General features: G+C 64.2%; 21 protein-coding genes. 9 read left to right on the top strand and 12 right to left on the bottom strand.

Translation table 11 applies throughout. The features are described 5' to 3' along the window. Positions 1–116 precede the first annotated feature (116 nt). From J2S97_RS21210 to J2S97_RS21225, 4 genes are all read left to right on the top strand, one after another. The gene (locus tag J2S97_RS21210) at positions 117–473 is read left to right on the top strand and encodes a hypothetical protein (RefSeq protein WP_307051913.1); all 357 of its coding nucleotides are present in this window, start codon (positions 117–119) and stop codon (positions 471–473) included. Next, a complete protein-coding gene (locus tag J2S97_RS21215) occupies positions 470–1414 on the top strand; it encodes a DUF6807 domain-containing protein (RefSeq protein WP_307051914.1) in 945 nt (314 codons plus the stop codon). Before J2S97_RS21210 ends, J2S97_RS21215 begins: the two co-directional genes overlap by 4 nt. Next, the gene (locus tag J2S97_RS21220) at positions 1411–2157 is read left to right on the top strand and encodes a cupin domain-containing protein (RefSeq protein WP_307051915.1); all 747 of its coding nucleotides are present in this window, start codon (positions 1411–1413) and stop codon (positions 2155–2157) included. The genes J2S97_RS21215 and J2S97_RS21220 overlap by 4 nt, the downstream gene beginning before the upstream one ends. Positions 2158–2273: 116 nt before the next feature. Continuing rightward, a complete protein-coding gene (locus tag J2S97_RS21225) occupies positions 2274–3314 on the top strand; it encodes a LacI family DNA-binding transcriptional regulator (protein ID WP_307051916.1) in 1041 nt (346 codons plus the stop codon). A gap of 70 nt (positions 3315–3384) precedes the next feature. On the opposite strand, the gene J2S97_RS21230 is transcribed toward J2S97_RS21225, so the two are convergent. Beyond that, positions 3385–3531 (bottom strand): lmo0937 family membrane protein, encoded by a 147-nt coding sequence (locus J2S97_RS21230; protein WP_139362912.1) that lies wholly within the window; start codon positions 3529–3531, stop codon positions 3385–3387. A gap of 1153 nt (positions 3532–4684) precedes the next feature. Here J2S97_RS21230 and J2S97_RS21235 point away from each other — a divergent pair. Together J2S97_RS21235 and J2S97_RS21240 are read left to right on the top strand one after the other, a co-directional pair. Continuing rightward, on the top strand, positions 4685–5428 hold the full coding sequence (locus J2S97_RS21235) for a GAF and ANTAR domain-containing protein (protein ID WP_307051917.1): 744 nt from the start codon (positions 4685–4687) through the stop codon (positions 5426–5428). Positions 5429–6077: 649 nt separating this feature from the next. Next, positions 6078–6449 carry a ribosomal maturation YjgA family protein gene (locus tag J2S97_RS21240; protein WP_307051918.1) on the top strand — a complete coding sequence of 124 codons (372 nt, stop codon included), beginning with the start codon at positions 6078–6080 and terminating at the stop codon, positions 6447–6449. A 358-nt stretch (positions 6450–6807) separates the two neighbouring features. On the opposite strand, the gene J2S97_RS21245 is transcribed toward J2S97_RS21240, so the two are convergent. Continuing rightward, positions 6808–7218, bottom strand: coding sequence for a RidA family protein (locus J2S97_RS21245; protein WP_307051919.1), 411 nt, complete (start codon positions 7216–7218; stop codon positions 6808–6810). An 82-nt stretch (positions 7219–7300) separates the two neighbouring features. Here J2S97_RS21245 and J2S97_RS21250 point away from each other — a divergent pair, with 82 nt between their 5' ends. After that, positions 7301–7678, top strand: a complete 378-nt coding sequence (locus J2S97_RS21250) for a winged helix-turn-helix transcriptional regulator (RefSeq protein ID WP_307051920.1) — start codon at positions 7301–7303, stop codon at positions 7676–7678. Between the two features lie 331 nt (positions 7679–8009). On the opposite strand, the gene J2S97_RS21255 is transcribed toward J2S97_RS21250, so the two are convergent. From J2S97_RS21255 to J2S97_RS21300, 10 genes are all read right to left on the bottom strand, one after another. Further along, positions 8010–8852: a hypothetical protein gene (locus tag J2S97_RS21255; protein WP_307051921.1), complete on the bottom strand. Its 843-nt coding sequence runs from the start codon at positions 8850–8852 to the stop codon at positions 8010–8012. Between the two features lie 147 nt (positions 8853–8999). Continuing rightward, on the bottom strand, positions 9000–9182 hold the full coding sequence (locus J2S97_RS21260; protein ID WP_307051922.1) for a hypothetical protein: 183 nt from the start codon (positions 9180–9182) through the stop codon (positions 9000–9002). A 53-nt stretch (positions 9183–9235) separates the two neighbouring features. Then, positions 9236–10150: a pyridoxal 5'-phosphate synthase lyase subunit PdxS gene (pdxS, locus tag J2S97_RS21265; protein WP_307051923.1), complete on the bottom strand. Its 915-nt coding sequence runs from the start codon at positions 10148–10150 to the stop codon at positions 9236–9238. 106 nt (positions 10151–10256) lie between these two features. Further along, positions 10257–11630 carry an L-serine ammonia-lyase gene (locus J2S97_RS21270; RefSeq protein ID WP_307051924.1) on the bottom strand — a complete coding sequence of 458 codons (1374 nt, stop codon included), beginning with the start codon at positions 11628–11630 and terminating at the stop codon, positions 10257–10259. Next, the gene (locus J2S97_RS21275) at positions 11630–12265 is read right to left on the bottom strand and encodes a sarcosine oxidase subunit gamma (protein WP_307051925.1); all 636 of its coding nucleotides are present in this window, start codon (positions 12263–12265) and stop codon (positions 11630–11632) included. The genes J2S97_RS21270 and J2S97_RS21275 overlap by 1 nt, the downstream gene beginning before the upstream one ends. After that, entirely contained in the window at positions 12258–15239 is a 2982-nt protein-coding gene (locus J2S97_RS21280; RefSeq protein WP_307051926.1) for a 2Fe-2S iron-sulfur cluster-binding protein, read from the bottom strand. The genes J2S97_RS21275 and J2S97_RS21280 overlap by 8 nt, the downstream gene beginning before the upstream one ends. Next, positions 15236–15682, bottom strand: a complete 447-nt coding sequence (locus tag J2S97_RS21285) for a sarcosine oxidase subunit delta (protein WP_307051927.1) — start codon at positions 15680–15682, stop codon at positions 15236–15238. The genes J2S97_RS21280 and J2S97_RS21285 overlap by 4 nt, the downstream gene beginning before the upstream one ends. Positions 15683–15710: 28 nt before the next feature. Beyond that, on the bottom strand, positions 15711–16928 hold the full coding sequence (locus J2S97_RS21290; protein WP_307051928.1) for a sarcosine oxidase subunit beta family protein: 1218 nt from the start codon (positions 16926–16928) through the stop codon (positions 15711–15713). Beyond that, complete coding sequence (glyA, locus tag J2S97_RS21295) at positions 16928–18226, bottom strand: serine hydroxymethyltransferase (RefSeq protein ID WP_307051929.1); 1299 nt, start codon at positions 18224–18226, stop codon at positions 16928–16930. The genes J2S97_RS21290 and glyA overlap by 1 nt, the downstream gene beginning before the upstream one ends. Before the next feature lie 195 nt (positions 18227–18421). Further along, positions 18422–19102, bottom strand: coding sequence for a GntR family transcriptional regulator (locus J2S97_RS21300; RefSeq protein ID WP_307051930.1), 681 nt, complete (start codon positions 19100–19102; stop codon positions 18422–18424). A gap of 137 nt (positions 19103–19239) precedes the next feature. Between J2S97_RS21300 and purU the strand changes: the two genes are divergently transcribed. Further along, positions 19240–20154 (top strand): formyltetrahydrofolate deformylase, encoded by a 915-nt coding sequence (gene purU, locus J2S97_RS21305; protein WP_307051931.1) that lies wholly within the window; start codon positions 19240–19242, stop codon positions 20152–20154. A 54-nt stretch (positions 20155–20208) separates the two neighbouring features. After that, the gene (locus J2S97_RS21310; RefSeq protein ID WP_307051932.1) at positions 20209–22701 is read left to right on the top strand and encodes a GcvT family protein; all 2493 of its coding nucleotides are present in this window, start codon (positions 20209–20211) and stop codon (positions 22699–22701) included. Positions 22702–22742: the final 41 nt, after the last annotated feature.

Genomic DNA, 22742 nt, shown 5'->3' on the forward strand with positions numbered 1-22742 from the left:
CTAGATGGGCGTCGAAGTCGGCCTTGACCTTTGGGGAAGTTTCCTCGATGGGAAGTGGCGGTGCCGGTATGTAGCTGTCGGCGTGGGGGGTTGGTGAACTTGCGGTGCTTGGCGGCGTGGGTTTTGGTGAAGGCGCTGCGCTTACTGCCTCGACCCCAAGCATCGCACCACTCAGGAGCGTAGCGGCACCCGGCCAGGACGCCGTCGTCGGTCTCTGGGCCCAGGGTGAGGACAAGCCCAGCGGACACGCGGCCCAGTACGCCGCGATCATCCGTAGCCTGCAGGGCGGCGAGGCGGCTCCGGTCTCCATCACCGACGCCTACGCCACCATGGAACTGGCCGCCGCAATCTACGCGTCCAGTGTCAGCGGAACCACTGTGGCCCGAGGCCAGATCGACGAAGCCAGCCCGTTCTTCACCCGCATGGATGGCCACCTGGAACCCTGGAAACAAGAGGAAGCACTCAACGCATGAAGACATCAGCAGCACTCACCTGGCGCGATGACAGCCAGTCCCTGACCGTCGCGCTCGGGGACGTGGACATCGCCACCTACACCTACGACGCCACCGACGAACAGCGCGAATCGCCGCGGCCGTTTTTTCATCCGCTGCGGACCACCGCAGGGGAAACCGTCAGCGTCTACCGGCCCTGGGACCATGTATGGCACAAGGGCATCGCCTGGTCCCTCCCCCACTTCGGTGAGGATAACTTTTGGGGCGGCCCCAGCTACCGCCGCGGCGAAGACTACAAATGGCTCCCCAACAACGGAAGCATGCGCCACGAACGCATCCTCGACGCCGGAGTCGACGACGGCGCCTTCCGTTTCACGCACGCGTTGAGCTGGTGGACGCAGAACGGCAAACACGTGGTGGATGAGACGCGCAGCATCCAGATCAGCCCCGGCGCCCCCGGCAGCTCCTGGACGCTTGTCTTCGAAACTGAAATGACCAACGTCTCCGGCCACGACATCCAGATCGGCTCCCCCACCACCGAGGGCCGCGAGAACGCCGGCTACGGCGGACTCTTCTGGCGCGGACCCCGGGAATTCGCCGGCGGCCGGATCGCCGGGCCGGGCGGGGCCACCGGCGAAGAGCTGCGCGGCACACGCGGACCGTGGCTCGCGTTCGTGGGCCAGCACGATGACAGCTGCCGCTTCTCCACCGTGCTGATCGCCGACGACACCGCCAACGCCCAGCACCCGCCGGAGTGGTTTGCCCGGTCCGAGCCCTTCGCCTGCTTCGGCCCCGCCCCGTTCTTCAGCGCGGAAGTCACCTTCGCCGACGGCGCGACGATGAAGAACCGGTACGCCGTGGTGATCGCCGACGGCGACTCCGACGCCGAGCGGCTCGACGCCCTGGCAGGTGCCGCCGCCGCCGCTTCCCTGCAGCACCAAAAAGTGGCGTCGCACGCATGACGGCGAGCCGGCAGAAGGCACCGTTCCCCGGCGCGGTGGCACTCACCAAGCTCGGCGTCTACGACTGGGAGGCATCCGACGGCGTGTGCGGGGGCTCCCCGCACATGCACACAGCCTCCACCGAGGCCTACCTGGTGCTGGCGGGAACCGGACGCGTGGAAACGGTCACCTCATCACGCTACGAGTCCCACGACCTGGCCCCCAACGACCTCCTCTGGTTCAGCCCCGGAACGATCCACCGGATCGTGAATACCGGGGACCTCGACGTCCTCGCGATCATGCAGAACGGCGGGCTGCCCGAGGCGGGCGACGCCGTGCTCACGTTCGAGGCGGACATTATCGCCGACCCGGAGCGGTACGCCCGGACCGCAGCGCTCGACGGCGGTCCGGGCCCGGCGTCGGAAGCTCTGGCTCATGCTGCACGCACCCGCCGGGACGCGGCGCTGGCCGGCTACCAGCGGCTGAAGGACGCCGCGCTGGCCGGTGACTTCGACGCCGTCGATCAGTTCCAGCGCGACGCCGTCCGGCTCGTCCGGTCCCGGGTCCCGGAATGGCAGGATCTCTGGAACAAACGAATCGCCCCCGAGGCCGCCCGGACAGAACAATGGCTGGCCGACCTGGCAGAGGGCCGCTTCAGCCACTTCAAGGAGGCAGCCGTTTCCCGGACGGCACCGGCGAGCCCGCAACAGATCTTCGGCATGTGCGGGATGCTGCAGAAATGGGACTCCGGCACGCAGGCCTGACCCCCAAGACGCTTAGCGACGTGCGCGTACGGGCCGCGGCAAAGCGGGAGGGATTAAGCTGGAGCCGGATCCCTCCCGCGACAACCGCAGGAAGAAAATCTGAAGGGGACGCCACCATGGTGCAATCAGTAGTAGGACCGGGCCGGTCAAAGGCACCCACGATCTATGACGTGGCGGACCTGGCCGGAGTGTCGCACCAGACCGTGTCCCGCTACCTCAAGGACAAGGCCAAGCTCAAGCCGGCCACGGTGGAACGTGTTGAAAAAGCGTTGTCGGAGCTCAATTACACGCCCAACCTCGCCGCCAGGTCCCTGCGTTCCCGCGAGCTGTACCGCATCGTTGTCGTGGTGCCGGAGGCCTCCCTGTACTTCCCCCTCCGGATGCTTAACGGTGCAGCCGAGACCGCGCACGCCGGCGGCTTCCGTATTGACGTCGTGGCCATGGAAGGAACTGCGGAGACCCGTGCCCGCCGGCTGCAGGGGCTGCTCTCGGGCGACGACATTGCAGGCATCCTGTCCTTCGTTCCCCGGCCCTCCAAGCTCGGTTCATCCCCGGACGAAGCGCCAAACGTTCCCATGGTGGTGGCCGGTGAGTACGACAACCGGATGCGCGCCCGGGGCAGCTTGGCAGACGGCACCGCTGAGGCCAAAATCGTGGAACACCTGGCGTCACTCGGCCACCGGAATTTCTTCCATGTGGCCGGACCGGCCGCCTGGCCATCCGCCCGCAACCGTCTGGCCGTCTACGAGGAAACCATTGCCCAGCTCGGCCTGACCTCCTTGGGCGTCGCAGCCGGGGACTGGTCCTCGGCCTCCGGCTACGCTGCCGGGAAGGAAATAGCTGCCATCCCGGCTGTCACGGCGGTGGTGGCGGCCAACGACACCATGGCCATGGGCGTGATCCGTGCCCTGCATGAGCACGGCATCACCGTGCCCGGCCACGTCAGCGTGTTCGGCTGGGACGACATGGCCGAATCGAAGTACTTCATCCCGTCCATTTCCACGGTGCACATGGACCTCGAAGCACTGGGCGCCAGAAGCATGAATGAACTGGTTTCCAGGATCCGCGGCGAGCAACCCAACGTTACCGGGCTGACGCTCACTCCAATGGAGCTCATCCTCCGCGAATCAATCGGCCCCGCAAGAACGTCTTCCTAGCTCCTGATCGTCGCGTGCTTGATGGAATCTCCGTTATCGGCGTCCGCCGCAGCAGAACAGGGTTTCGAATTTAGGCGCGGGACCTGCCGCGGATGAAGTGGAAGATGAGAACGACCACGGCAATAACCAAAAGCAGGTGAATTAGCCCGCCGCCGATGTTGCCGAGCAGGCCGAGAAGCCAGAGAACTGCGATAATGATGGCTATCCAAAGCAACACGAGATTCTCCTTCGATTGGCGGACGGAAATGCTCATTTTTGCGTCCCGGCCGCTCTGCTTATGCTGCGGGCAGGAATGACACGACTGCCAGACGGTCGGCCAGGGCCGCTGCCGGTAAGGATCATCCTTGTACTCATCGGGCCCTACTCCGCATCTCCAGCTGTGGTGCTTTCAGCCTATGTCAGGATCAGCTTGCCGGAAATAGCCATGCCTCTCTGATTGTCCAGAGAACAGGTGCTCCATCCCCCGCAGGCAAGTCGACCTCTACCCTCCTCACCCTCAGCTTGACGAAGGATAGGTTATCGGTCTTTGCTGCCCGGCTTCATTGGGCGAACGAAACGCGCATCTAAATCAGAAGAATCAGCCTCAAGTAGCGTCGTTTGGCGGCGATCTTTTCCAGCGGAGTCTCCGCTCTGATTGGTTTATCACTGCAAACGTACCCCGGGACCATGGAAGGCCGGCGCGAACTCCTGATTCCGTGGGTAGTGGCGCCGCGCGAAAGGGACCGCGCAACGGCCATCGGGAGGAGTCGTCTGCCCCGCTTCGGAATTCATCAGTTTCCTGGGGCAGTACTAAAGGCCATTATTGAATTGTCAGAGCAGCGGCTCGGTGGATCGGAGAAAGGCCATGCTACAGGCCCTAATGTGCAAGCTGAACATTCGGCACGAATGGCATATTGAACACGCCGAAGACGGGAGTTTATACAAGCGCTGTCTGCGGTGCGGGAAGGATGACGATCAACGCGGCAGAGGAGGAGGCGACTTCAGCGGTTGGGTTGGCCCGGCAGGAGGATGAACCGCGATTGCCTCGGCGCCGCCACGTCCCTGGGCAGGTCTCGGAGCGAACATGCATCGCCGCGGTGACCGCTTCGAGGTCGCACACGGTGGACGGCTTCTCGTCCCGGAGCCGCGGGGCGACGTAGTTCTGACCTGAAGATCTGCCCTGGCAGGACGGTGGCGGACAAACCGCGCTGCCCCATATGGAATGGGAGGGCCTTCGACAATAGCCTGGGCGGTTGTCAGCCAGCGGGACCTGCTGGTTCTCGCAGCAGAAGCGGAGCATACTCGGGGGACAGCCACACGCGCTGCTTGGCAGTCCTCCGGTGCCCCCGTCAAGGGTCGTTGTCGGGGCCAAATGAGGAATGAGCCCAGTCATGGCCGACGACACACATCCGCTCTCCCCAGATCTGGTCGTCGACCACTTGCAGGATCTAGTGCTGCAAACCCAGGGTGTGAAGGAGATGCTGGACGAACTAGCCGAGTTCTCCGCCGTCACCTTGGCCGACCCGGCCACTGCCCTCTGCAGCATCACGCTGATTCAGCGAAAGAAGCCAGTGACGGTGGCCAGCAGCGAAGTAAGGGCCAGCCGGCTGGATGAAACCCAATACAGTAGTGGCGATGGGCCCTGCCTGTCAGCGATCCGCCGGCAGGTCGTCGTGCATATACCTGATCTGGCTTCCGACGACCGCTGGCCCGCCTACACTGCGGCCGCCTTGGAGGCGGGGATAGGATCCAGCCTGTCCGTGCCGCTGCTCCTTGCGGGCGAAGCTGAAGCCGGCCTGAACCTATACTCCACCCGGTCCCATGGCTTCACCGGTGAGGACATCAGCATGGTCGAAACGTATTCGTATCATGCCTCTAAGGCACTTCGCCTGGCCGTGCGGATCAGCCAGCTGGCCGAGGCGAAAGCCCACCTCATTGCTGCCATGGAATCCCGGACTGCCATCGACGTGGCGACCGGCGCCATCATGGCGCAGAACCGCTGCAGTCAGGAGACCGCCATAAAGATCCTCACAATCGCTTCCAGTACGCGAAACGTCAAACTCCGGGACATCGCCGCGTCATTAGTCGCTTCGCTATCGGAGGACCCGAGAGTCCGGACGCACTTTGACGCGTAAGGACGTTTCTCGAGCGGCAGACAGAGAACCGGTGCTGTAGCTAAGCAGCGTTGTCGGCAGTACAGCGCGCCGGCGCCGCACAGCCGCTTCGATGCAGGTGGCGGTCGAGCCTGCAGGCCAACGAACGAGCCCTTTACGAAGAAGCGACCATAGATCCCTAGGGCGGCGCTCAGTAGACAGCCGGCTGCTGGGTCGAAGGAGAGAAGCAGCCCGGACAGGCGGTGCACGAGCTTAATTCAGCCTCGAGTCCCCTGAGAGACGTTTGTGAGGGACTTCAGCGTTCGGAGTCACTGGTTTCAGCGCGCGCTGGTGGTATCAAGCCACGGCTCTACCAGGGAACGGAAACCTTATCTCCCGCTGGCCCAGAACCGTCACAATGTCAGCCAGGTCTAGGGCCGGCGAAAGCCAGAACCGAAGAAGCCGAACTGCCCCGCCGATCGGGCGGGCTCCCCCAACATCGGCCGACTCGTGTATCGCAACAAAGCACTGAGCTAGGCTGAGTGCGAAGATTCTCGCGGGTCCGCGTTGGGGAGGGTGATGGGCAGCTTCGACGGTGGGGGCTCGGGGCAATGATCTGTCTTAGAACAACGGCGGTGGTTGGGCTGTGAGCTGTTCCGTCGAACCAGGACGTTCAGGAATCAGGCGGGCCTTGCTGTGCATCGCCGGTCTCATGAGCGTTGTGCTCGGGCTGAGCATTCGCACGCTCAGCAATGCGGCGTGGACCGGCCCTGCCGGTGATGGCCTGTACGCGGTCCTAGTCTATGTTCTCGTGGCGATCCTGATTCCGTCGAGGTCCAAGGTACTGATTGCAGCCGCAGCCTTTACGGTCTGTGTGCTGATCGAGCTGTTCCAGCTCACTGGTCTTCCTGCCGAACTCGGAGAATTTTGGCCACCCCTTCGGCTGGTCCTTGGAACAACGTTCGGAACCGTGGATTTGTTGGCCTACGCCGGTGGCGCTGCCGTCGCCTACCTGGTGGATGGGACGACACACGCGGTGGTGAACAGCACTCGCCATCATTAGGTACCGTACTTGCCAGTCCCGGCGGAGGACAACCACGTGCCGGGGCCATCCGCGCGAGCGTTCGCCGCAACAGGCTTCAACCTGCGGAAACATTCCTGCGGTATTGGTCCGTACATCAAAGCAGCAACCGAATCATGTGAGGCGATGCCGACAAGGCACGAGCGGCGGGATGAGAACCCCGATGGGTCTCGTCCCGCCGCTCGTCCTGAGCCGACTGTGACGTGATTAACGGTGCGAAGTACGCAGAGGCCTGCACGGAAACTCTGATTGCTGTGAGAGGCCCGCACGAGTGTCAGGCTCGTCAGCCTGCCTGTGAGGTGCCCTGCAAGGCTTTGGCCTATCGGGGCACCTCCTGTTGCTAATCCAGAACAGCGGTTGCTTCGATCTCGACAAGCACGTCGGGCTCGAAAAGATACTCGACGCCGATCAGCGATGTCGGCGGCATCGGCGTGGGCAGTCCGATCTCTGCGGCGACAATTTCGATACCTTCCATGAAAGCGGTGATCTTCTCCGGAGCCCAGGCGGTGACGTAGAAGGTCAAACGCACCACGTCGTCGAAGGTCGCGCCAGCGCCGGCTAGACCGGTCGCCGTATTACGGAGAGCCTGGGCAACCTGACCGGCCAGATCGCCGGGCGCGACGGGCGTAGCATCGGCAAGGCGCGAGATCTGCCCGGCAACGTGAACATGACGCGTACCGGTGCCGACGGCCACATGGTGGTACGGGGTGGGCTGCATCAGGCCTTCAGGGCTGAAACGCTGAACAGACATGAAACTCCTTAGGAAAGAGAGACGAACTTGGTATATCTTTGATACCAGGTAGATGTCGGACACTTCAATGAGACCAGGTTTCATGCCGGATACCACTAGCCATACTGACCCGCTGGAGATCAGCGCCCCACACCGGGAACTGCTCGATCAAGTTCTCGACAAGTGGTCACTGAGCGTGCTCAACGAACTCTGCGAGCAGCCGTGCCGGTTCAGCCAACTGCGGCGCACAATCCCCGCGGTGTCGCAGAAGTCCCTGACGGCGACGCTGCGACGCCTCGAACGCAACGGCATCATCGAACGCAAGCTGCTAAGCTCGCGCCCCGTGGCGATCGAGTACCGCATCACACCATTGGGCAAGACACTTCGCCACCCCATCGACGTGCTCCTGGAATGGGCTGCAAAGCACATGCCTAACATCGAACAGGCACGCGAGACCTTCGACGACCAGGACCTGGCCTAAGACAACTGATGAGGTACTCAGCACCGAAGCTGTGCTGTCGGCCCGCTCCACCGTCCACCTTCGCCACCACGTTGTACGTGACGTTCGGCACCGGTTTGTTTAACTCAGGTGACCAGGCAACACGGATGCCAGCGTACGTGTCGACCCTCACGACGCTGCCGGTGGCATCCGTGTAGTACTTTTCGACCGAGTCGACGGCCTCCCCCGTCACATGGGTAGGTGCCCAGCCTTGGGAACCTCAGCATCTACCCGCGCCCGCTCACTTGCCTCCTGCCGGCTTGCTCCTCTGTAACTGTTGGCTTCAAATGTCATCAGGACAATTCTTGTGGCATCACCGCCGCTTTGACCTGCGGAAATTATCTTCGATATAACGCGTGATCCATTGTTGGAGTTGGTCAGTATTCCAGCTGGGTGTGTTGACGAGGAGAACTTCGCGGTCTTCACGGAAGGCGCCCGTAATTCCTTCTTCCTTTACTAGGGTTTTGAGCAGCCCGTCCACCTCCCGGGAGTACTCGTGCGCGATGTCCTCACGCAAAGAGACCTCAAGCTCCCGTCCGCGAAGCTCGTCTTCGCCCAGGTCCTCGACCTCGATAAGCGGTTCATCTTCAGCGACTGTGTCCTCGTCTGTACCATTCAACCGCCGGATGACCGCCGCGGCCGTGCGAGTGAGCTTGTCGTCCTCCGATGTGAGCCCCCCGCTGGCCTGTCCTCTGGCAAGTCCTGGGACGAGGTCAGGAAGAGGTACCTCCTCGTTATCATTCGCCAGCACGGGGTGGTTCTGCCACATGTAGGACTTGATTCGGTTGTATCCGACCCTCCACCGGGCTTTGGGGGCTCCTTGCTCCACGACCCGGCACAGGTAGGAAATGACCCCATCGATGACCGCAATTGAGTCAGGCGACAGGATCGGTTCTGTGCCGATACCATACCGAAGCCATGTGGGGTTGGTGGAGGTCTCCGGTCCAGGAGTTTCCGCCGTCCGTTCCGTGAGCACGGATTTCACCCAGCGCCAGAGGGGGGTAAGGCTTTCTACTGTCCCGTCGAGGTTGACAGTACCCTCAGAGCTTTCAGCTAGATATCGGGTCAGATGCTCCAGCGCGTGCGGCCGCTCATCGAGAAACTCCTGCAGCGCCGCGGCAGCCTCTTGCTTCTTCATCTTTTCGTAGGACTTCATGGCAAATGAATAACATAATTGACGCCTCTTGTGCGGGAGCTCCTCGGTGGATCTGCAGGTGTAGTGGGTGAGCTGTCCGGCCCTTAGAGGCACGTCGGTTTTCAGGTCATCGTCTGTCGATGCGAGGAAGGGACCTACCCTTAGGTGCTAGGCCAGGATCCGGTATCCCGTCGGCTTATCGAAGAGCCGTCGCCTGTCGTTTCCGGCTGCAGCAATCCAGAGCACCGCGTCGTCTGCTGAGGCCTGGTCCACAACGCCCGTCAGAATGTATTCGTCCCAAAGCCAGACCTCAACTGTGTGGCCTGTGAGCTTTGCCCAGTCCGTGCGCAATCCACGTCCGCTGCCAGCCTTTCTTAACTGATTGCCCAACCTAGTCGTGCCTCCTACCAGCCGCGTTCGGCGAGGCGGTGTGGCTGCGGGATTTCGTCGACGTTGATGCCGACCATGGCTTCGCCCAGGCCGCGGGAGGCCTTGGCGATCACGTCGGGGTCATCGAAGAAGGTGGTGGCCTTCACGACGGCGGCGGCGCGCTGGGCCGGGTTGCCGGACTTGAAGATGCCCGAGCCGACGAACACGCCGTCAGCGCCAAGCTGCATCATCATCGCAGCATCTGCCGGAGTGGCGATGCCGCCGGCGGTGAACAGCACGACGGGGAGCTTGCCGGTGGAGGCAACTTCCTTGACCAGGTCGTACGGGGCCTGCAGTTCCTTGGCCGCGACGTACAGCTCGTCCTCGGGCAGGGCTGCGAGCTTGAGGATCTCGGCGCGGATCTGGCGCATGTGGGTGGTGGCGTTGGAGACGTCGCCGGTGCCGGCCTCGCCCTTGGACCGGATCATGGCTGCGCCCTCGTTGATGCGGCGCAGCGCCTCACCGAGGTTGGTGGCACCGCACACGAACGGAACGGTGAAGTTCCACTTGTCGATGTGGTTGGTGTAGTCGGCCGGGGTCAGGACCTCGGACTCGTCGATGTAGTCCACGCCGAGGGACTGCAGGACCTGCGCCTCGACGAAGTGGCCGATCCGGGCCTTGGCCATGACCGGCACGGACACGGCTTCGATGATCGCCTCGATCATGTCCGGATCGGACATGCGCGACACGCCGCCCTGGGCCCGGATATCGGCCGGAACGCGTTCCAGCGCCATGACGGCCACGGCACCGGCGTCTTCGGCGATGCGGGCCTGTTCGACGTTGACGACGTCCATGATGACGCCGCCTTTGAGCATCTCTGCCATGCCGCGCTTGACGCGGCTGCTGCCCATGACGGCGATGTGTTCAAAGGGGAGTGGTTTTCTGGTCATTTCACGCTCCAAAGGGGGCCGGACGCCTGTGAAGCCAGGCAGTTATGTTTGCGGTAAAAAGCCCCGGGCATCCATGGACACCCGGGGCCGCAGGTACTTCACCGGCTCAGCACTCGATCACATTCACGGCGAGGCCCCCGCGGGAGGTCTCCTTGTATTTGGTTTTCATGTCCGCTCCTGTCTCACGCATGGTTTTGATGGCTTTATCCAGCGACACTTTGTGGCTGCCGTCGCCGTGCAGCGCCAGCCGCGCGGCGTTGATGGCTTTGACGCTGGCGATCGCGTTCCGTTCGATGCAGGGGATCTGCACCAGGCCGCCCACGGGGTCGCAGGTCAGCCCAAGGTTGTGTTCGATCCCCACTTCGGCGGCGTTCTCCACCTGTTCGGGCGTCCCGCCCATGACCTCGCAGAGGCCGGCGGCGGCCATGGAGCAGGCGGACCCCACCTCGCCCTGGCAGCCCACTTCGGCGCCGGAGATGGAGGCGTTGATCTTGAACAGGATTCCGACGGCGGCAGCGGCCAGCAGGAAGCGGACCACGCCGTCGTCGTTGGCTCCAGGGACGAACTTGATGTAGTAGTGCAGCACCGCCGGCACGATGCCGGCCGCGCCGTTGGTGGGGGCGGTGACGATGCGGCCGCCGGCGGCGTTTTCCTCGTTGACGGCGAGGGCGAACAGGTTGACCCATTCCATGGCCCGGAGCGGGTCGGTCACGCCGGTGTCCGCCGTCAGGGTCTGGAAGAGCGACGGCGCCCGTCGCCTGACGTTCAGCCCGCCGGGGAGGATTCCTTCCGCGGCGCAGCCGTTGTCCACGCATTCGCGCATCACGGCCCAGAGTGCCAGCAGCTTTTGGCGGAGTTCAGCTTCGCTGCGCCAGGTCAGTTCGTTGGCGAGCATCACATCGGAGATGGACATGCCTTCGCGGCTGCAGATGGCCAGGAGTTCGTCGGCGGTGGTGAAGGGGTAGGGCAGGACGGTGGCGTCGGCCACCACCTGGTCGCCGGCGTCGGCGTCGCCGTCAACAACGAAGCCGCCCCCAATTGAATAGAAGCTCCGTTCGCTGAGGACCGCGCCGGTGTGGTCCAACGCCCGGAAGGTCATGCCGTTCGGGTGCGCGGGCAGCGATTTGCGGCGGTGCAGCACCACGTCCTCGTCCCAGTTGAAGTCCACCCGGTGGTGCCCGCCGATCCGGAGTTCGGCGTCGAGGGCGGCCGCGGCCACCTGGTCATCAGCGGTGGAGGTGTCCACGGTTTCCGGGTCCAGGCCCTGCAGGCCCAGCACCACGGCCTTGTCGGAGCCGTGGCCCCGGCCGGTGGCACCGAGTGATCCGAACAGTTCGGCCTGGACCCGGACGGTGGTGCTCAGGTGTCCTTCGCTTTTGAGCCCGTCGGCGAACAGTTTTGCTGCCCGCATCGGGCCGACCGTGTGTGACGAGGACGGCCCGATGCCAACGGAAAACAGGTCCAGGGCGCTAAGTGCCATTAAGGGACCTCAGGGGAGGCGTATTCCCTCATGGCATCCAGGAGCCAGCGGCCCAGGAAGTCCGCGAACGAGGCCCGGGGGAACAGCCGGAAGCTTTCCTCCCCGGTCTTCCACAGAGTGACCGGGATGTTGCCGACCTCGGTGGTCAGGGCAGTCCCGGGCTTGAACTTACGGGGATGGAGGTCCAGGGCGCAGCCCTTCTCCAGCACCGCCCGGGCCCGCGGGCCGGAGAGTTCGTACGTGGTGCGGTTGGCGGAGAGGTCCACCACCTGGCCCGGAGCGTCGCCCAGGGCGGAAGTGAGGGAGCCGATCAGGTCTCCGCCCAGGGAGTCATGGGCTTCCTCCGGTGCCACGACGAGGAACTCGGACGGTCCCAGCCAGAGGACGCTGACACCCTCCCTGCCGGCCACCTCCCCGCAGCGGACCGGCAGTCCGCTGGTGACGGAGGCGATCCGGGCCCCTTCCTCGGAGCTGGGGTCGACGCGGACGCCGGCCATGGTCTGGAAGGGGCCTTCCTTCAGGACGACCTTTCCCGGGACGGAGCCGGTCTCCAGCGCTTCGGCCAGGTGCGAGGCCGGGCTGCGGCGGATGTCCCGGAGTCCATTGATGCCTGTGAGTGCTGTGGTGTTAGCCATCTTTGCGGGTCCCTTCGGGGTCAAAAAGTACGGTTTCGGCGACGATGACGTCGACCAGCTGGTCGCCGGCGGCGGCCACGAGGGTCTCGCCGATGCGGTTGCGGCCGTTCTTGATCAGCGCCAGGGCGAACGACCTGCCGAGCGCGGCGCTGTGGTAGCTGGAGGTCACGAAGCCCTGCATCGGGACGGGCCCGTAGGCGGGGTTGGTGGTGATGCCCTTTTCCACGAGCTGGGTGCCTTCGGGCAGCCGCAGCGTTCCGTCCACGGGAAGGACGCTGACCAGGTGCTTGCGGTCCTCGCGCCGGGCGTCGGCCCGTGCGTAGGAGCGCTTGCCGATGAAGTCCTTGGCCTTGGAGACCACCCATTCCATCCCGGCGTCCTGCGGGGTGACGGTGCCGTCGGTGTCCTGCCCGACGATCGGGTAGCCCTTTTCGGCCCGGAGCACGTGCATGGTTTCGGTGCCGTACGGGGTGATGTTGAATTCGGCCCCGGCCGCGGCCACGGCTTCCCAGGTGTTCAGCCCGTACCAGGACGGCACGTTGATCTCGTAGGCCAGTTCGCCGGAGAAGGAGATCCGGCAGACCCGGGCGCGGACGCCGGAGGCGAGGGTGGTTTCGCGGAAAGTCATGAACGGGAAGGCTTCCGCTTCCAGCCCGCCGCCGGCGGCGAGTTCGGGTGCCACCTTGGCGATCACCGCACGGGATTTGGGCCCGACGACGGCGATGGTGGACCACTGTTCGGTCACCGAGGTGCAGTGCACGTCCAGTTCCGGCCATTCGGTCTGCAGCCATTCCTCCAGCCAGTCCAGGACCTTCGCGGCGCCGCCGGTGGTGGTGGTCATGAAGAACCGGTCCTCGTCCAGGCGCAGGGTCACGCCGTCATCGAAGATCATGCCGTCCGCCATGCACATCACGCCGTAACGGGCCGAACCCGGGGCGAGCTTCTTGAACGCGTTGGTGTAGATCCGGTTGAGGAACTCACCGGCGTCCTTGCCCCGGATTTCGATCTTGCCAAGCGTGGTGGCGTCCATGAAACCCACGGACTCCCGGACGGCTCCGCACTCGCGCAGCACGGCGGTGTCCATGTCCTCCCCGTCCTGCGGGTAGTACCAGGGCCGCTTCCACTGCCCCACGTCCTCGAACAGGGCACCCTGTGCCACGTGCCAGGGGTGGATCGAGGTGACCCGGGCGGGGTCGAACAGCTCGCCGCGCTGGCGTCCGGCCAGGGCCGCGAACGCCACGGGGGTGAACGGCGCCCGGTAGGTCGTGGTGCCGATGTCGCCGATGCCCCGGGACGCTTCGCCGGCCTGACGCAGGGCCGCGGCGATGACGCCGATCGCGTTGACGCCGGAAGTCTTGCCCTGGTCGTTCGCGGTGCTGATGGAGGTGTAGCGCTTGATGTGCTCCACAGACCGCATGCCGGCCCCGGTGGAGCGCAGGACATCGGCCACGGACTGGTCCCGCTGGAAGTCGACGAAGTGGTGGTGCCAGTCATCCGGTGTGCCGGTCTGTCCCGGGACCAGCCACAGCTGCCGGGTGGGGCCGGACGCTTTCGGCCCGTCAAGGACCAGAGGAACGATAACCCCATCTGAATTTTCCGGGCTGAAGCCCGCCGCGATCGCGGCCGTGGCCCCGGCCGAGATGCCCTCGGCGAGGCAGTCAACGAGGTCGAAGCTGCCGCGGCCGGAGCCGACAATCTGCTGGTTCGGGACCACGGTGCTCGGCACGAACGCCGCCAGGTCATCGTCCCAGCGCAGCTTGCCCTGCCGCTGCGAGTGCAGGTGCACCAGCGGGCTCCAGCCGCCGGAGACTGCCAGCAGGTCGCAGGCGATCTCTTCGATGCCGGAGGTCAGTTCGCCGTCGTCGTTGATGCTGCGGACGGTCACGGAATTCAGCCGGCCTGTGTTTGTTCCGGCCGCGCCGGACTCCGGTGCTGCGGCGGTGTTGGCCACGGCGCTGCCGATCAGCACCCGGGTGCCGGCTTCAACGGCGGCAGCAGCCACCTCGGTCAGCTTGGGGCGGGCGTCGACGACGGCGGCGACCTTGACCCCGGCGGCCCGCAGGTCCGCGGCCAGGGCGTAGGCGCTGTCGTTGGTGGTGCTGATGACCACCCGCTGCCCCGCGGCGACGGCGTAGCGGTTGAGGTAGCTGCGGACGGCCGAGGCGAGCATGATGCCGGGGCGGTCGTTGTTCTCGAAGACCAGCGGGCGTTCGTGGGCGCCCGGAGCCAGCACCACCTGATGGGCACGGATATGCCAAATCCGCTGCCGGGACACCCCGGGAGCGGCCGGGCTGGACAGATGGTCGGTGCGGTTCTGGACCGCGATGACGTAGTTGGCGTCATAGGCGCCGAAAGCCGTGGTGCGGTTCAGGACGGTGCATTCGGCCGCCGAGACGAGCTCGGCTTCGACGTCCGCCACCCATTCCAGGGCCGGCTTGCCCTCGATGCTCTCGGCCAGGCCGGGGGCCGTGGAACCGGACAGCAGCGTGCCGCCGAGTTCGGGCTGGTCGTCCAGCAGCATCACCCGGGCGCCGGTGCGGACGGCTTCGCGGGCCGCGGCCAGGCCGGCGGGTCCGCCGCCGATCACCAGGACGTCCGTGTGGACGTACTTCTTGTCGTACTCGGCCCGGTCTTCCTCCGGATCCAGCCGGCCCAGGCCGTTCAGCAGTTCCGCCTTCAGGCCGTCCACCAGGGTGACGGTGGTGGCAGGGAGCATGGACTCCGCCACGTGGCCCGGGAAGCGCGGGAAGATCTTCACCAGCGCGTTGGGTTCCTCCACACCGGCGGCCATAATCCCGCGGGGCCGGTCCTCGTACAGCGAGTTGCCGGCAGCGACCCGCCCGTTGGCGAGCAGCGCCGAAGCGATCGTGTCGCCCGGGTGTCCGGTGAATTCCTCGCCGTCCACGGTAAAACGCCAGGAAATGCTGCGGTCGATGCGTCCGCCGGCGGCGAGGCGGGCGTTCTGGGAAGTCACTTGGTTGCTCCTTCCGGGGCAGTGGTGCCGGACTGGGTGGTGCTCGGGGCCGTGCTTGGGGCGGTGCTGGTGGAGGTGATGCTGGTTGCCGCGATGCTGGGCGCCGCGGACCCGGTAGTGGTGCTGTCAGCGGCGGTGCTGGCAGTGCCGGACTCAGGTGCCGCGGCGGCCTTGTCCGGCCGGGGCGCGCCCATCGGGTAGATCGACTGGATGTCATAGCTGACCGTGTCACGGAGCATGTTGAACCACTGGCGGCAGCCGGTGCTGTGCAGCCAGCGCTCGGCGAAGATGCCCTTGGTGTTGTCCCGGTAGAACAGGAACTCGGCCCATTCGCGGTCGTTCAGCCCGCTCGGGTTCTCCGGGTAGGGTACGTGGGCCTGGCCGCCGTAGTGGAACTCGGTCTCGTCGCGGGAGCCGCAGTTCGGGCATGAGATAAGCAGCATGTGCGTCTTCTTTCTAATGGACCGCTGGCTAGTGGGCGACGGCGGCTGCGCCGTGTTCATCGATCAGGGCCCCGGTTTCGAAGCGTTCCAGCGCAAACGGCCTGTTCAGCTCGTGCGGTGCTCCGGTGGCGATGGTGTGCGCGAACGTCAGCCCGGCAGCCGGCGTGCCCTTGAAGCCGCCGGTCCCCCAGCCGCAGTTCACGAACATGTTCTCCACCGGCGTGGTGCCCACGATCGGGGAGGCATCCAGGGTCGTGTCCACGATCCCGCCCCAGGTCCGGAGCACATGCGCACGGGCAAAAATCGGGAACAGTTCGACGGCCGCGGCCATCTGATGCTCGATCACGTGGAACGAACCGCGCTGGCCGTAACCGTTATAGGAGTCCACGCCGGCACCCATGACCAGCTCGCCCTTGTGCGCCTGGGAAACGTAGACGTGCACGTGGTTGGACATCACCACCGTGGGGTGGACCGGTTCGTGCAGTTCAGAAACCAGCGCCTGCAGCGGGTGGGACTGGATGGGGAGCCGGAAGCCGGCCATTTCGGCCAGGACCGAGCTGTGCCCGGCAGCGCACAGGCCCACCTTCTCGGTATTGATCGTGCCCCGGTTGGTCTTGACACCCACCACACGGTTGCCGTCCTTGACGAAGCCGGTGACCTCGCAGTTCTGGATGATGTCCACACCCAGCTCATCGCACTTGCGGGCGAAGGCCCACGCCACATGGTCATGCTTGGCGATACCCGCCCGCGGCTGATACGTGGCGCCCATAACGGGGTAGCGGATATTGTCGCTGATGTTCAGGATCGGGCACAGTTCCTTGACCTGGTCCGGCTCCAACCACTCAGCGTCCACGCCATTGAGCTTGTTCGCTCCCACACGCCGGATGCTTTCACGGACATCACCGAGCGTGTGGGCCAGGTTCATCACACCGCGCTGGCTGAACAGGAAGTCGTACTCCAGCTCCTCCGGCAGGACTTCCCAGAGCTTCAGGGCATGCTCATAGATAGCCGCGCTCTCGTCCCAAAGATAGTTGGACCGGATGATAGTGGTGTTCCGGGCCATGTTGCCGCCGGCCAGCCAGCCCTTTTCCAGGACGGCGATGTTAGTCATCCCATGGTTCTTCGCCAGGAAATACGCCGTGGCCAGGCCATGCCCGCCCCCGCCCACAATCACCGCGTCATAGGAGGACTTAGGCTCCGGATTGCGCCAGAGAAAATCCGGGTGCTCCGGAAGCAGATCGGCCATCACGCCACCTCGTTCGCGTCAATGGAGAGGTTGGGGTAGAGCGGGAACTTTCCGGCCAGGATTTCAACCCGCTGCCGCAGTTCCGCCACGGTCTCGTCGCTGAACTCGCGCTTGAGTGCTGCGGCGATAATGTCAGCAACCTCGGTGAACTCTGCCTTCCCGAACCCACGCGTGGCCAGTGCCGGCGTGCCGATGCGAAGACCGGAAGAGACCATCGGTGGACGCGGGTCGAACGGCACGGCGTTCCGGTTGACCGTGATGCCGATCCGGTGCAGGCGGTCTTCGCCCTGCTGGCCGTCCAGTTCCGAATTGCGCAGGTCCACCAGGACCAGGTGCACGTCGGTGCCACCGCTGACGACGGTCACGCCGGACTCTGCAACGTCGGCAGACAGCATGCGTTCTGCGATGATGCGGGCGCCTTCCAGGGTGCGTTCCTGGCGGTCGCGGAAAGCCGGCTCAGCAGCGAGCTTGAATGCCACAGCCTTCGCGGCAATGACGTGCTCCAGAGGGCCACCCTGCTGTCCGGGGAACACCGCGGAGTTGACCTTCTTGGCGATGTCGGCGTCGTTGGTCAGGATCACACCACCGCGCGGGCCGCCAAGGGTCTTGTGCGTGGTGCTCGTGACGATGTGGGCGTGAGGCACGGGGTTGGGGTGAAGCCCTGCGGCCACCAGGCCGGCGAAATGGGCCATGTCCACCATCAGGTAGGCGCCCACCAGGTCCGCGATACGGCGGAATTCGGCGAAGTCCAGCTGCCGGGAGTAGGCGGACCAGCCGGCGACGATCAGCTTCGGCTTGTTCTCAACCGCCAGGCGCTCGACTTCAGCCATGTCAATCAGCATGGTGTCTTCGCCGACTCCGTACGGGACCACTTTGTAGAGCTTGCCGGAGAAGTTGATTCGCATCCCGTGCGTCAAGTGGCCACCGTGTGCGAGGTTCAACCCCAGGATGGTGTCGCCGGGCTGGATCAGGGCGAACATCGCCGCTGCGTTGGCCTGGGCGCCTGAGTGGGGCTGCACATTGGCGAATTCGGAGCCGAACAATGACTTGAGACGGTCGATGGCCAGCTGCTCGACCACATCAACGTGTTCGCAGCCGCCGTAATAACGCTTGCCCGGGTAGCCTTCGGCGTACTTGTTGGTCAGGACCGATCCCTGCGCCTCCATGACGGCACTCGGCGCAAAGTTTTCGGAGGCGATCATCTCCAGCGTGTCCTGCTGGCGCAGGAGCTCCTGCTGAACGGCTGCGTGGATCGCAGGATCGGTCTCTGCGAGCGTACGGGTCAGAACGTCGACCATCTTTTCTCCTCTGCTATCTAATATCCTGTTGATATATTAGTTTCGTGATTCAAGTATGGTATCCGCCCCGGAGGGTGTCAACAGATTTCTGAGGGTTTCGCCAGCAGAGCCAAGAGTGGCCGCGCAGCAGACGAAAGGCCTTGAACGCCTGAAGCGCAGCCCTTTCGGGCTGCGCTTCAGGCGTGAAGATCTGGGCTAGGCGGCGAAAAGAGCTTCGCGCACAGCGTGCTCAAAGCCACTGACGTGGATCCGTGCGAGCTCCGCGGCCCTGGCCTCATCTCCGTCGATAACCGCACGGAGCAGGTCCACATGCTCATGCACGTGACGGGACAGGTCGGGAAGGCGATCCAGGACCATGCACCAGATTCGTGTCGCGAGATTGTCGTAGCGAATCAGGACATCTTCGAGGTGGGGATTGGCGGCGGCCGCGTAAATGCCTTGGTGGACACGGGCATCCAGCCGAAGGGTTTCGACGACGGACGCCTCACTGGTATCGAAAGACTCGACAGCGCGCATAACAGCCCGCAATTGCTCCCTCATCGATTCCGTGGCCACGCGCGCAGCCCGGGAGGCAGCAAGGGGTTCGAGTTGGGTGCGGATTTCTGAGATAAAAGCAAGGTCGGTCACCTCCACACGGGTGGCAAAGGTGCCCCTGCGCGGATACGAAACCACCAGGCGGTCAAGCTCAAGCCGCTTCAAAGCTTCCCGCACCGGAGTCCGCCCCATGCCGAGGTCCTTGGCGAGGTGGTCGTCGTTAAGGAGATCGCCTGGTTTGATGTCAAGCATCAACAGCCGGTCGCGGATACGCTCGTACGCCACATCCGCCAACGACTTCTTGACTGCATCTTCCATAACCGCCAACGCTTCAACTGCCATAACCCCGACCCCTTTCCATTCAAGCCAAACAGGCTATTGACCTCGCCCGCTGACCAGTATACGCTGATTCCCAACCCTAATATATCAGTATGTGATCCGAGAATATATCTAACGGGAAAATACCCAAAGGAGGAGACATGACCCTAGTGGCAACAGACTCATCAACCAGCACGCTGACTCAGAACGACCCCCGAGTCAAGGACCAGGCCCAGAAGTTCGTACTCACACTGTCGTGCGTCGAACGTGCCGGTATTGTCCAGGCGGTCACCACTTTTCTCTTCGAACGTGGCTTCAACATCGACGAGCACCAGCAGTTCGACGACGGGCTCCGCGAGACGCTGCACCTGCGCACCGCATTCTCGGGTTCCCCCGAGTACACTCCGGAGCGGCTCCAGGAGGAGTTCAGCTCCATTGCGGACCGCTTCGACATGAAGTTCAGCTTCCATGACCAGACCAAGCAGCGCATTCTGGTCATGGTATCCAAGTTCGGACACTGCCTGAATGACCTGATCTTCCGCTGGCGCGGCGGCAGCCTCGGCGGCGATATCGTCCTCGTGGTGTCCAATCATGAAACCCACCGGGCCATGGCCGACGCCGCCGGCCTGCCCTTCATCTACCTCCCCGTGACCCCCGAGACGAAGGCAGACGCCGAACAGCGCCTGCTGGACCTCGTCGACGAGCACAATATCGACCTCGTTGTGCTCGCCCGGTACATGCAGGTACTCTCCGACGACCTCTGCCGCTCTTTGGAAGGCCGGGCCATCAACATCCACCACTCATTCCTCCCTGGGTTCAAGGGTGCACGCCCTTACCACCAGGCCTACGACCGTGGAGTCAAGCTAGTGGGCGCCACGGCCCACTACGTAACCGCGGAACTCGATGAGGGGCCAATCATCGAACAGGAAGTCATCAGGGTCGACCACAGCTACGGACCGACCGCCCTTTCAACGGTCGGACAGGACGCCGAGGCGCTGGCACTGTCCCGCGCCGTCCGCTGGCACTGCGAACACCGTGTGCTGCTGGACCAAACCAGCACAGTCGTGTTCCGCTAAGCACGACCACCGAACCAGCAAAGACAACATACGAAAATCAGCAGGAGAAACCACATGGCATCGACGCCACGCATTGTCATTATCGGAGCTGGAATCGTCGGCACGAACCTGGCCGACGAACTGGTCACCCGGGGTTGGAACAACATCACCGTCCTGGACCAGGGACCGCTGAACATGCCCGGGGGCTCCACGTCCCATGCCCCCGGTCTCGTCTTCCAGACCAACGCCTCAAAGTCCATGGCGCTCTTCGCCAAGTACACAGTGGAGAAGCTCCTGTCCTTAACCGAGGACGGCGTCAGCTGCTTCAACCAGGTCGGCGGCCTCGAGGTCGCCACCACCGAGACCCGTCTCGCGGACCTGAAGCGGAAGCTCGGATACGCCGCATCGTATGGAATTAACGGCAAGATCCTTTCGCGTGAAGAGTGCATGGAGCTCTATCCGCTCCTGAACGAGGAAGACATCCTGGGAGGGCTCCATGTCCCCAGCGACGGCCTGGCCAACGCCGCTCGCGCCGTTCAGCTGCTGATCAAGCGTACGGAAGCCGCGGGCGTCAAGTACCGGGGCAACACCACGGTCACGGGTATTGAACAGTCCGGCCGGCGCGTCACGGGCGTCCAGACGTCCGAAGGTGTTGTCCCCGCGGACATCGTGGTTTCCTGCGCAGGCTTCTGGGGGGCCAAGATCGGCGAAATGATCGGCATGTCCGTCCCCCTGCTGCCCTTGGCCCACCAGTACGTCAAGACCACACCGGTGCCGGCATTGAAGGGCAAGAACGACCTGCCCAACGGCGCCTCCTTGCCCATCCTGCGACACCAGGACCAGGACCTTTACTACCGCGAGCACGGCGAACGCTACGGCATCGGCTCCTACGCCCACCGCCCCATGCCCGTGGACCTTGCGGACCTGGCCACGTATGAGCCGGCCGCGATCAGCGAACACAACATGCCCTCCCGGCTCGATTTCACCCTGGAAGACTTCCTCCCGGCATGGGAAGCCACCAAGCGCATGCTGCCTGCGCTGCGGGAAAGCGACATCGAGGATGGCTTCAACGGCATCTTCTCCTTCACCCCCGACGGCGGATCCCTGGTGGGCGAGTCCAAGGAGTTGGACGGCTTCTTCGTCGCCGAAGCCGTCTGGGTGACCCACTCAGCCGGTATCGCCCGCGCCGTTGCCGAACTGCTGACCACCGGCAGGTCGGAGATCGATCTGGGTGACTGCGATATTCACCGCTTTGAAGAGGTCCAGCTGACCCCGGAATACGTCAGCGAAACGTCACAGCAGAATTTCGTTGAAATCTACGATGTCCTGCACCCGCTCCAGTCCAAGCTCTCCCCCCGCAACCTCCGAGTCAGCCCCTTTTACGCCCGCCACAAGGCCTTGGGAGGATTCTTCCTGGAGGGCGGCGGATGGGAACGCCCCTACTGGTTCGAAGCCAACGCGGAACTGCTGAAGGAGATGCCGGATGAATGGCAGCCGCCGGCACGTGATGCCTGGTCCGGGATGTTCAGCTCGCCTATCGCCGCCGCCGAAGCCTGGAAGACCCGCACTGCGGTGGCTATGTACGACATGACCCCGCTCAAGCGCCTTGAGGTCTCCGGCCCCGGAGCCCTGAAGCTGCTGCAGGAGCTGACCACCGCCGACATGACCAAGAAGCCGGGGGCCGTCACCTACACCCTCCTGCTGGACCACGCCGGCGGGATCCGAAGCGACATCACCGTGGCCCGCCTGAGCGAAGACACCTTCCAGCTCGGAGCCAATGGAAACATTGACACCGCCTACTTTGAGCGGGCCGCACGCCACCAGACGGAAAACGGAACCGCCAGCGACTGGGTCCAGGTGCGCGACACCACCGGCGGGACCTGCTGCATCGGCTTGTGGGGACCCCTCGCCCGGGACCTGATCAGCACCGTCAGCAGCGACGACTTCTCCAACGACGGCCTGCGCTACTTCCGGGCTAAGAAGGTAGTCATCGGCGGAGTCACCGTCACCGCAATGCGGCTGTCCTATGTCGGCGAGCTGGGCTGGGAACTGTACACCAGCGCGGACAACGGCCAGCGCCTGTGGGACGCACTCTGGAAGGCAGGGCAGCCGTTCGGCGTGATCGCTGCCGGCCGCGCCGCGTTCAGCTCGCTGCGCCTGGAAAAGGGCTACCGCTCCTGGGGCACCGACATGACCACCGAGCACGACCCGCTGGAAGCGGGACTCGGTTTCGCCGTGAAGATGACCAAGGAAAACTTCGTCGGCAAGGCAGCACTGGAAGGCCGGACCGAGGAAAACTCCGCCCGCCGCCTTCGCTGCCTGACGGTCGACGACGGCCGCAGCATCGTGCTGGGCAAGGAACCTGTCTTCTACAAGGACCAGGCAGTCGGCTACGTCACGAGCGCCGCTTATGGTTATACCGTGGCCAAGCCAATTGCCTACGCGTACCTGCCCGCCGCCGTCTCCTTGGGTGACGCGGTTGAAATCGAGTACTTTGGCCGGCGCATCCAGGCCACGGTCACGGCCGATCCACTGTACGACCCCACGATGACCCGGCTCCGCGGCTAACAGCCGCCGGGCCATTCAAAGGCACGCGGCCCGGACTCATT

Origin of the sequence: Arthrobacter oryzae, from assembly GCF_030812315.1 — a bacterium.
Classification (GTDB): Bacteria; Actinomycetota; Actinomycetes; order Actinomycetales; family Micrococcaceae; genus Arthrobacter; species Arthrobacter oryzae_B.

What these genes read in the sequence shown, in the direction of transcription:
- J2S97_RS21215 (WP_307051914.1), top strand. Translation starts at nt 470, where the DNA reads ATGAAGACATCAGCAGCACTCACCTGGCGCGATGACAGCCAGTCCCTG.
- J2S97_RS21225 (WP_307051916.1), top strand. Translation starts at nt 2,274, where the DNA reads ATGGTGCAATCAGTAGTAGGACCGGGCCGGTCAAAGGCACCCACGATC.
- purU (WP_307051931.1), top strand. Translation starts at nt 19,240, where the DNA reads ATGACCCTAGTGGCAACAGACTCATCAACCAGCACGCTGACTCAGAAC.
- J2S97_RS21290 (WP_307051928.1), bottom strand. Translation starts at nt 16,928, where the DNA reads ATGGCCGATCTGCTTCCGGAGCACCCGGATTTTCTCTGGCGCAATCCG.
- J2S97_RS21220 (WP_307051915.1), top strand. Translation starts at nt 1,411, where the DNA reads ATGACGGCGAGCCGGCAGAAGGCACCGTTCCCCGGCGCGGTGGCACTC.
- J2S97_RS21275 (WP_307051925.1), bottom strand. Translation starts at nt 12,265, where the DNA reads ATGGCTAACACCACAGCACTCACAGGCATCAATGGACTCCGGGACATC.
- glyA (WP_307051929.1), bottom strand. Translation starts at nt 18,226, where the DNA reads ATGGTCGACGTTCTGACCCGTACGCTCGCAGAGACCGATCCTGCGATC.
- J2S97_RS21235 (WP_307051917.1), top strand. Translation starts at nt 4,685, where the DNA reads ATGGCCGACGACACACATCCGCTCTCCCCAGATCTGGTCGTCGACCAC.
- J2S97_RS21255 (WP_307051921.1), bottom strand. Translation starts at nt 8,852, where the DNA reads ATGAAGTCCTACGAAAAGATGAAGAAGCAAGAGGCTGCCGCGGCGCTG.
- J2S97_RS21245 (WP_307051919.1), bottom strand. Translation starts at nt 7,218, where the DNA reads ATGTCTGTTCAGCGTTTCAGCCCTGAAGGCCTGATGCAGCCCACCCCG.
- J2S97_RS21300 (WP_307051930.1), bottom strand. Translation starts at nt 19,102, where the DNA reads ATGGCAGTTGAAGCGTTGGCGGTTATGGAAGATGCAGTCAAGAAGTCG.
- J2S97_RS21310 (WP_307051932.1), top strand. Translation starts at nt 20,209, where the DNA reads ATGGCATCGACGCCACGCATTGTCATTATCGGAGCTGGAATCGTCGGC.
- J2S97_RS21270 (WP_307051924.1), bottom strand. Translation starts at nt 11,630, where the DNA reads ATGGCACTTAGCGCCCTGGACCTGTTTTCCGTTGGCATCGGGCCGTCC.
- J2S97_RS21250 (WP_307051920.1), top strand. Translation starts at nt 7,301, where the DNA reads ATGCCGGATACCACTAGCCATACTGACCCGCTGGAGATCAGCGCCCCA.
- J2S97_RS21285 (WP_307051927.1), bottom strand. Translation starts at nt 15,682, where the DNA reads ATGCTGCTTATCTCATGCCCGAACTGCGGCTCCCGCGACGAGACCGAG.
- pdxS (WP_307051923.1), bottom strand. Translation starts at nt 10,150, where the DNA reads ATGACCAGAAAACCACTCCCCTTTGAACACATCGCCGTCATGGGCAGC.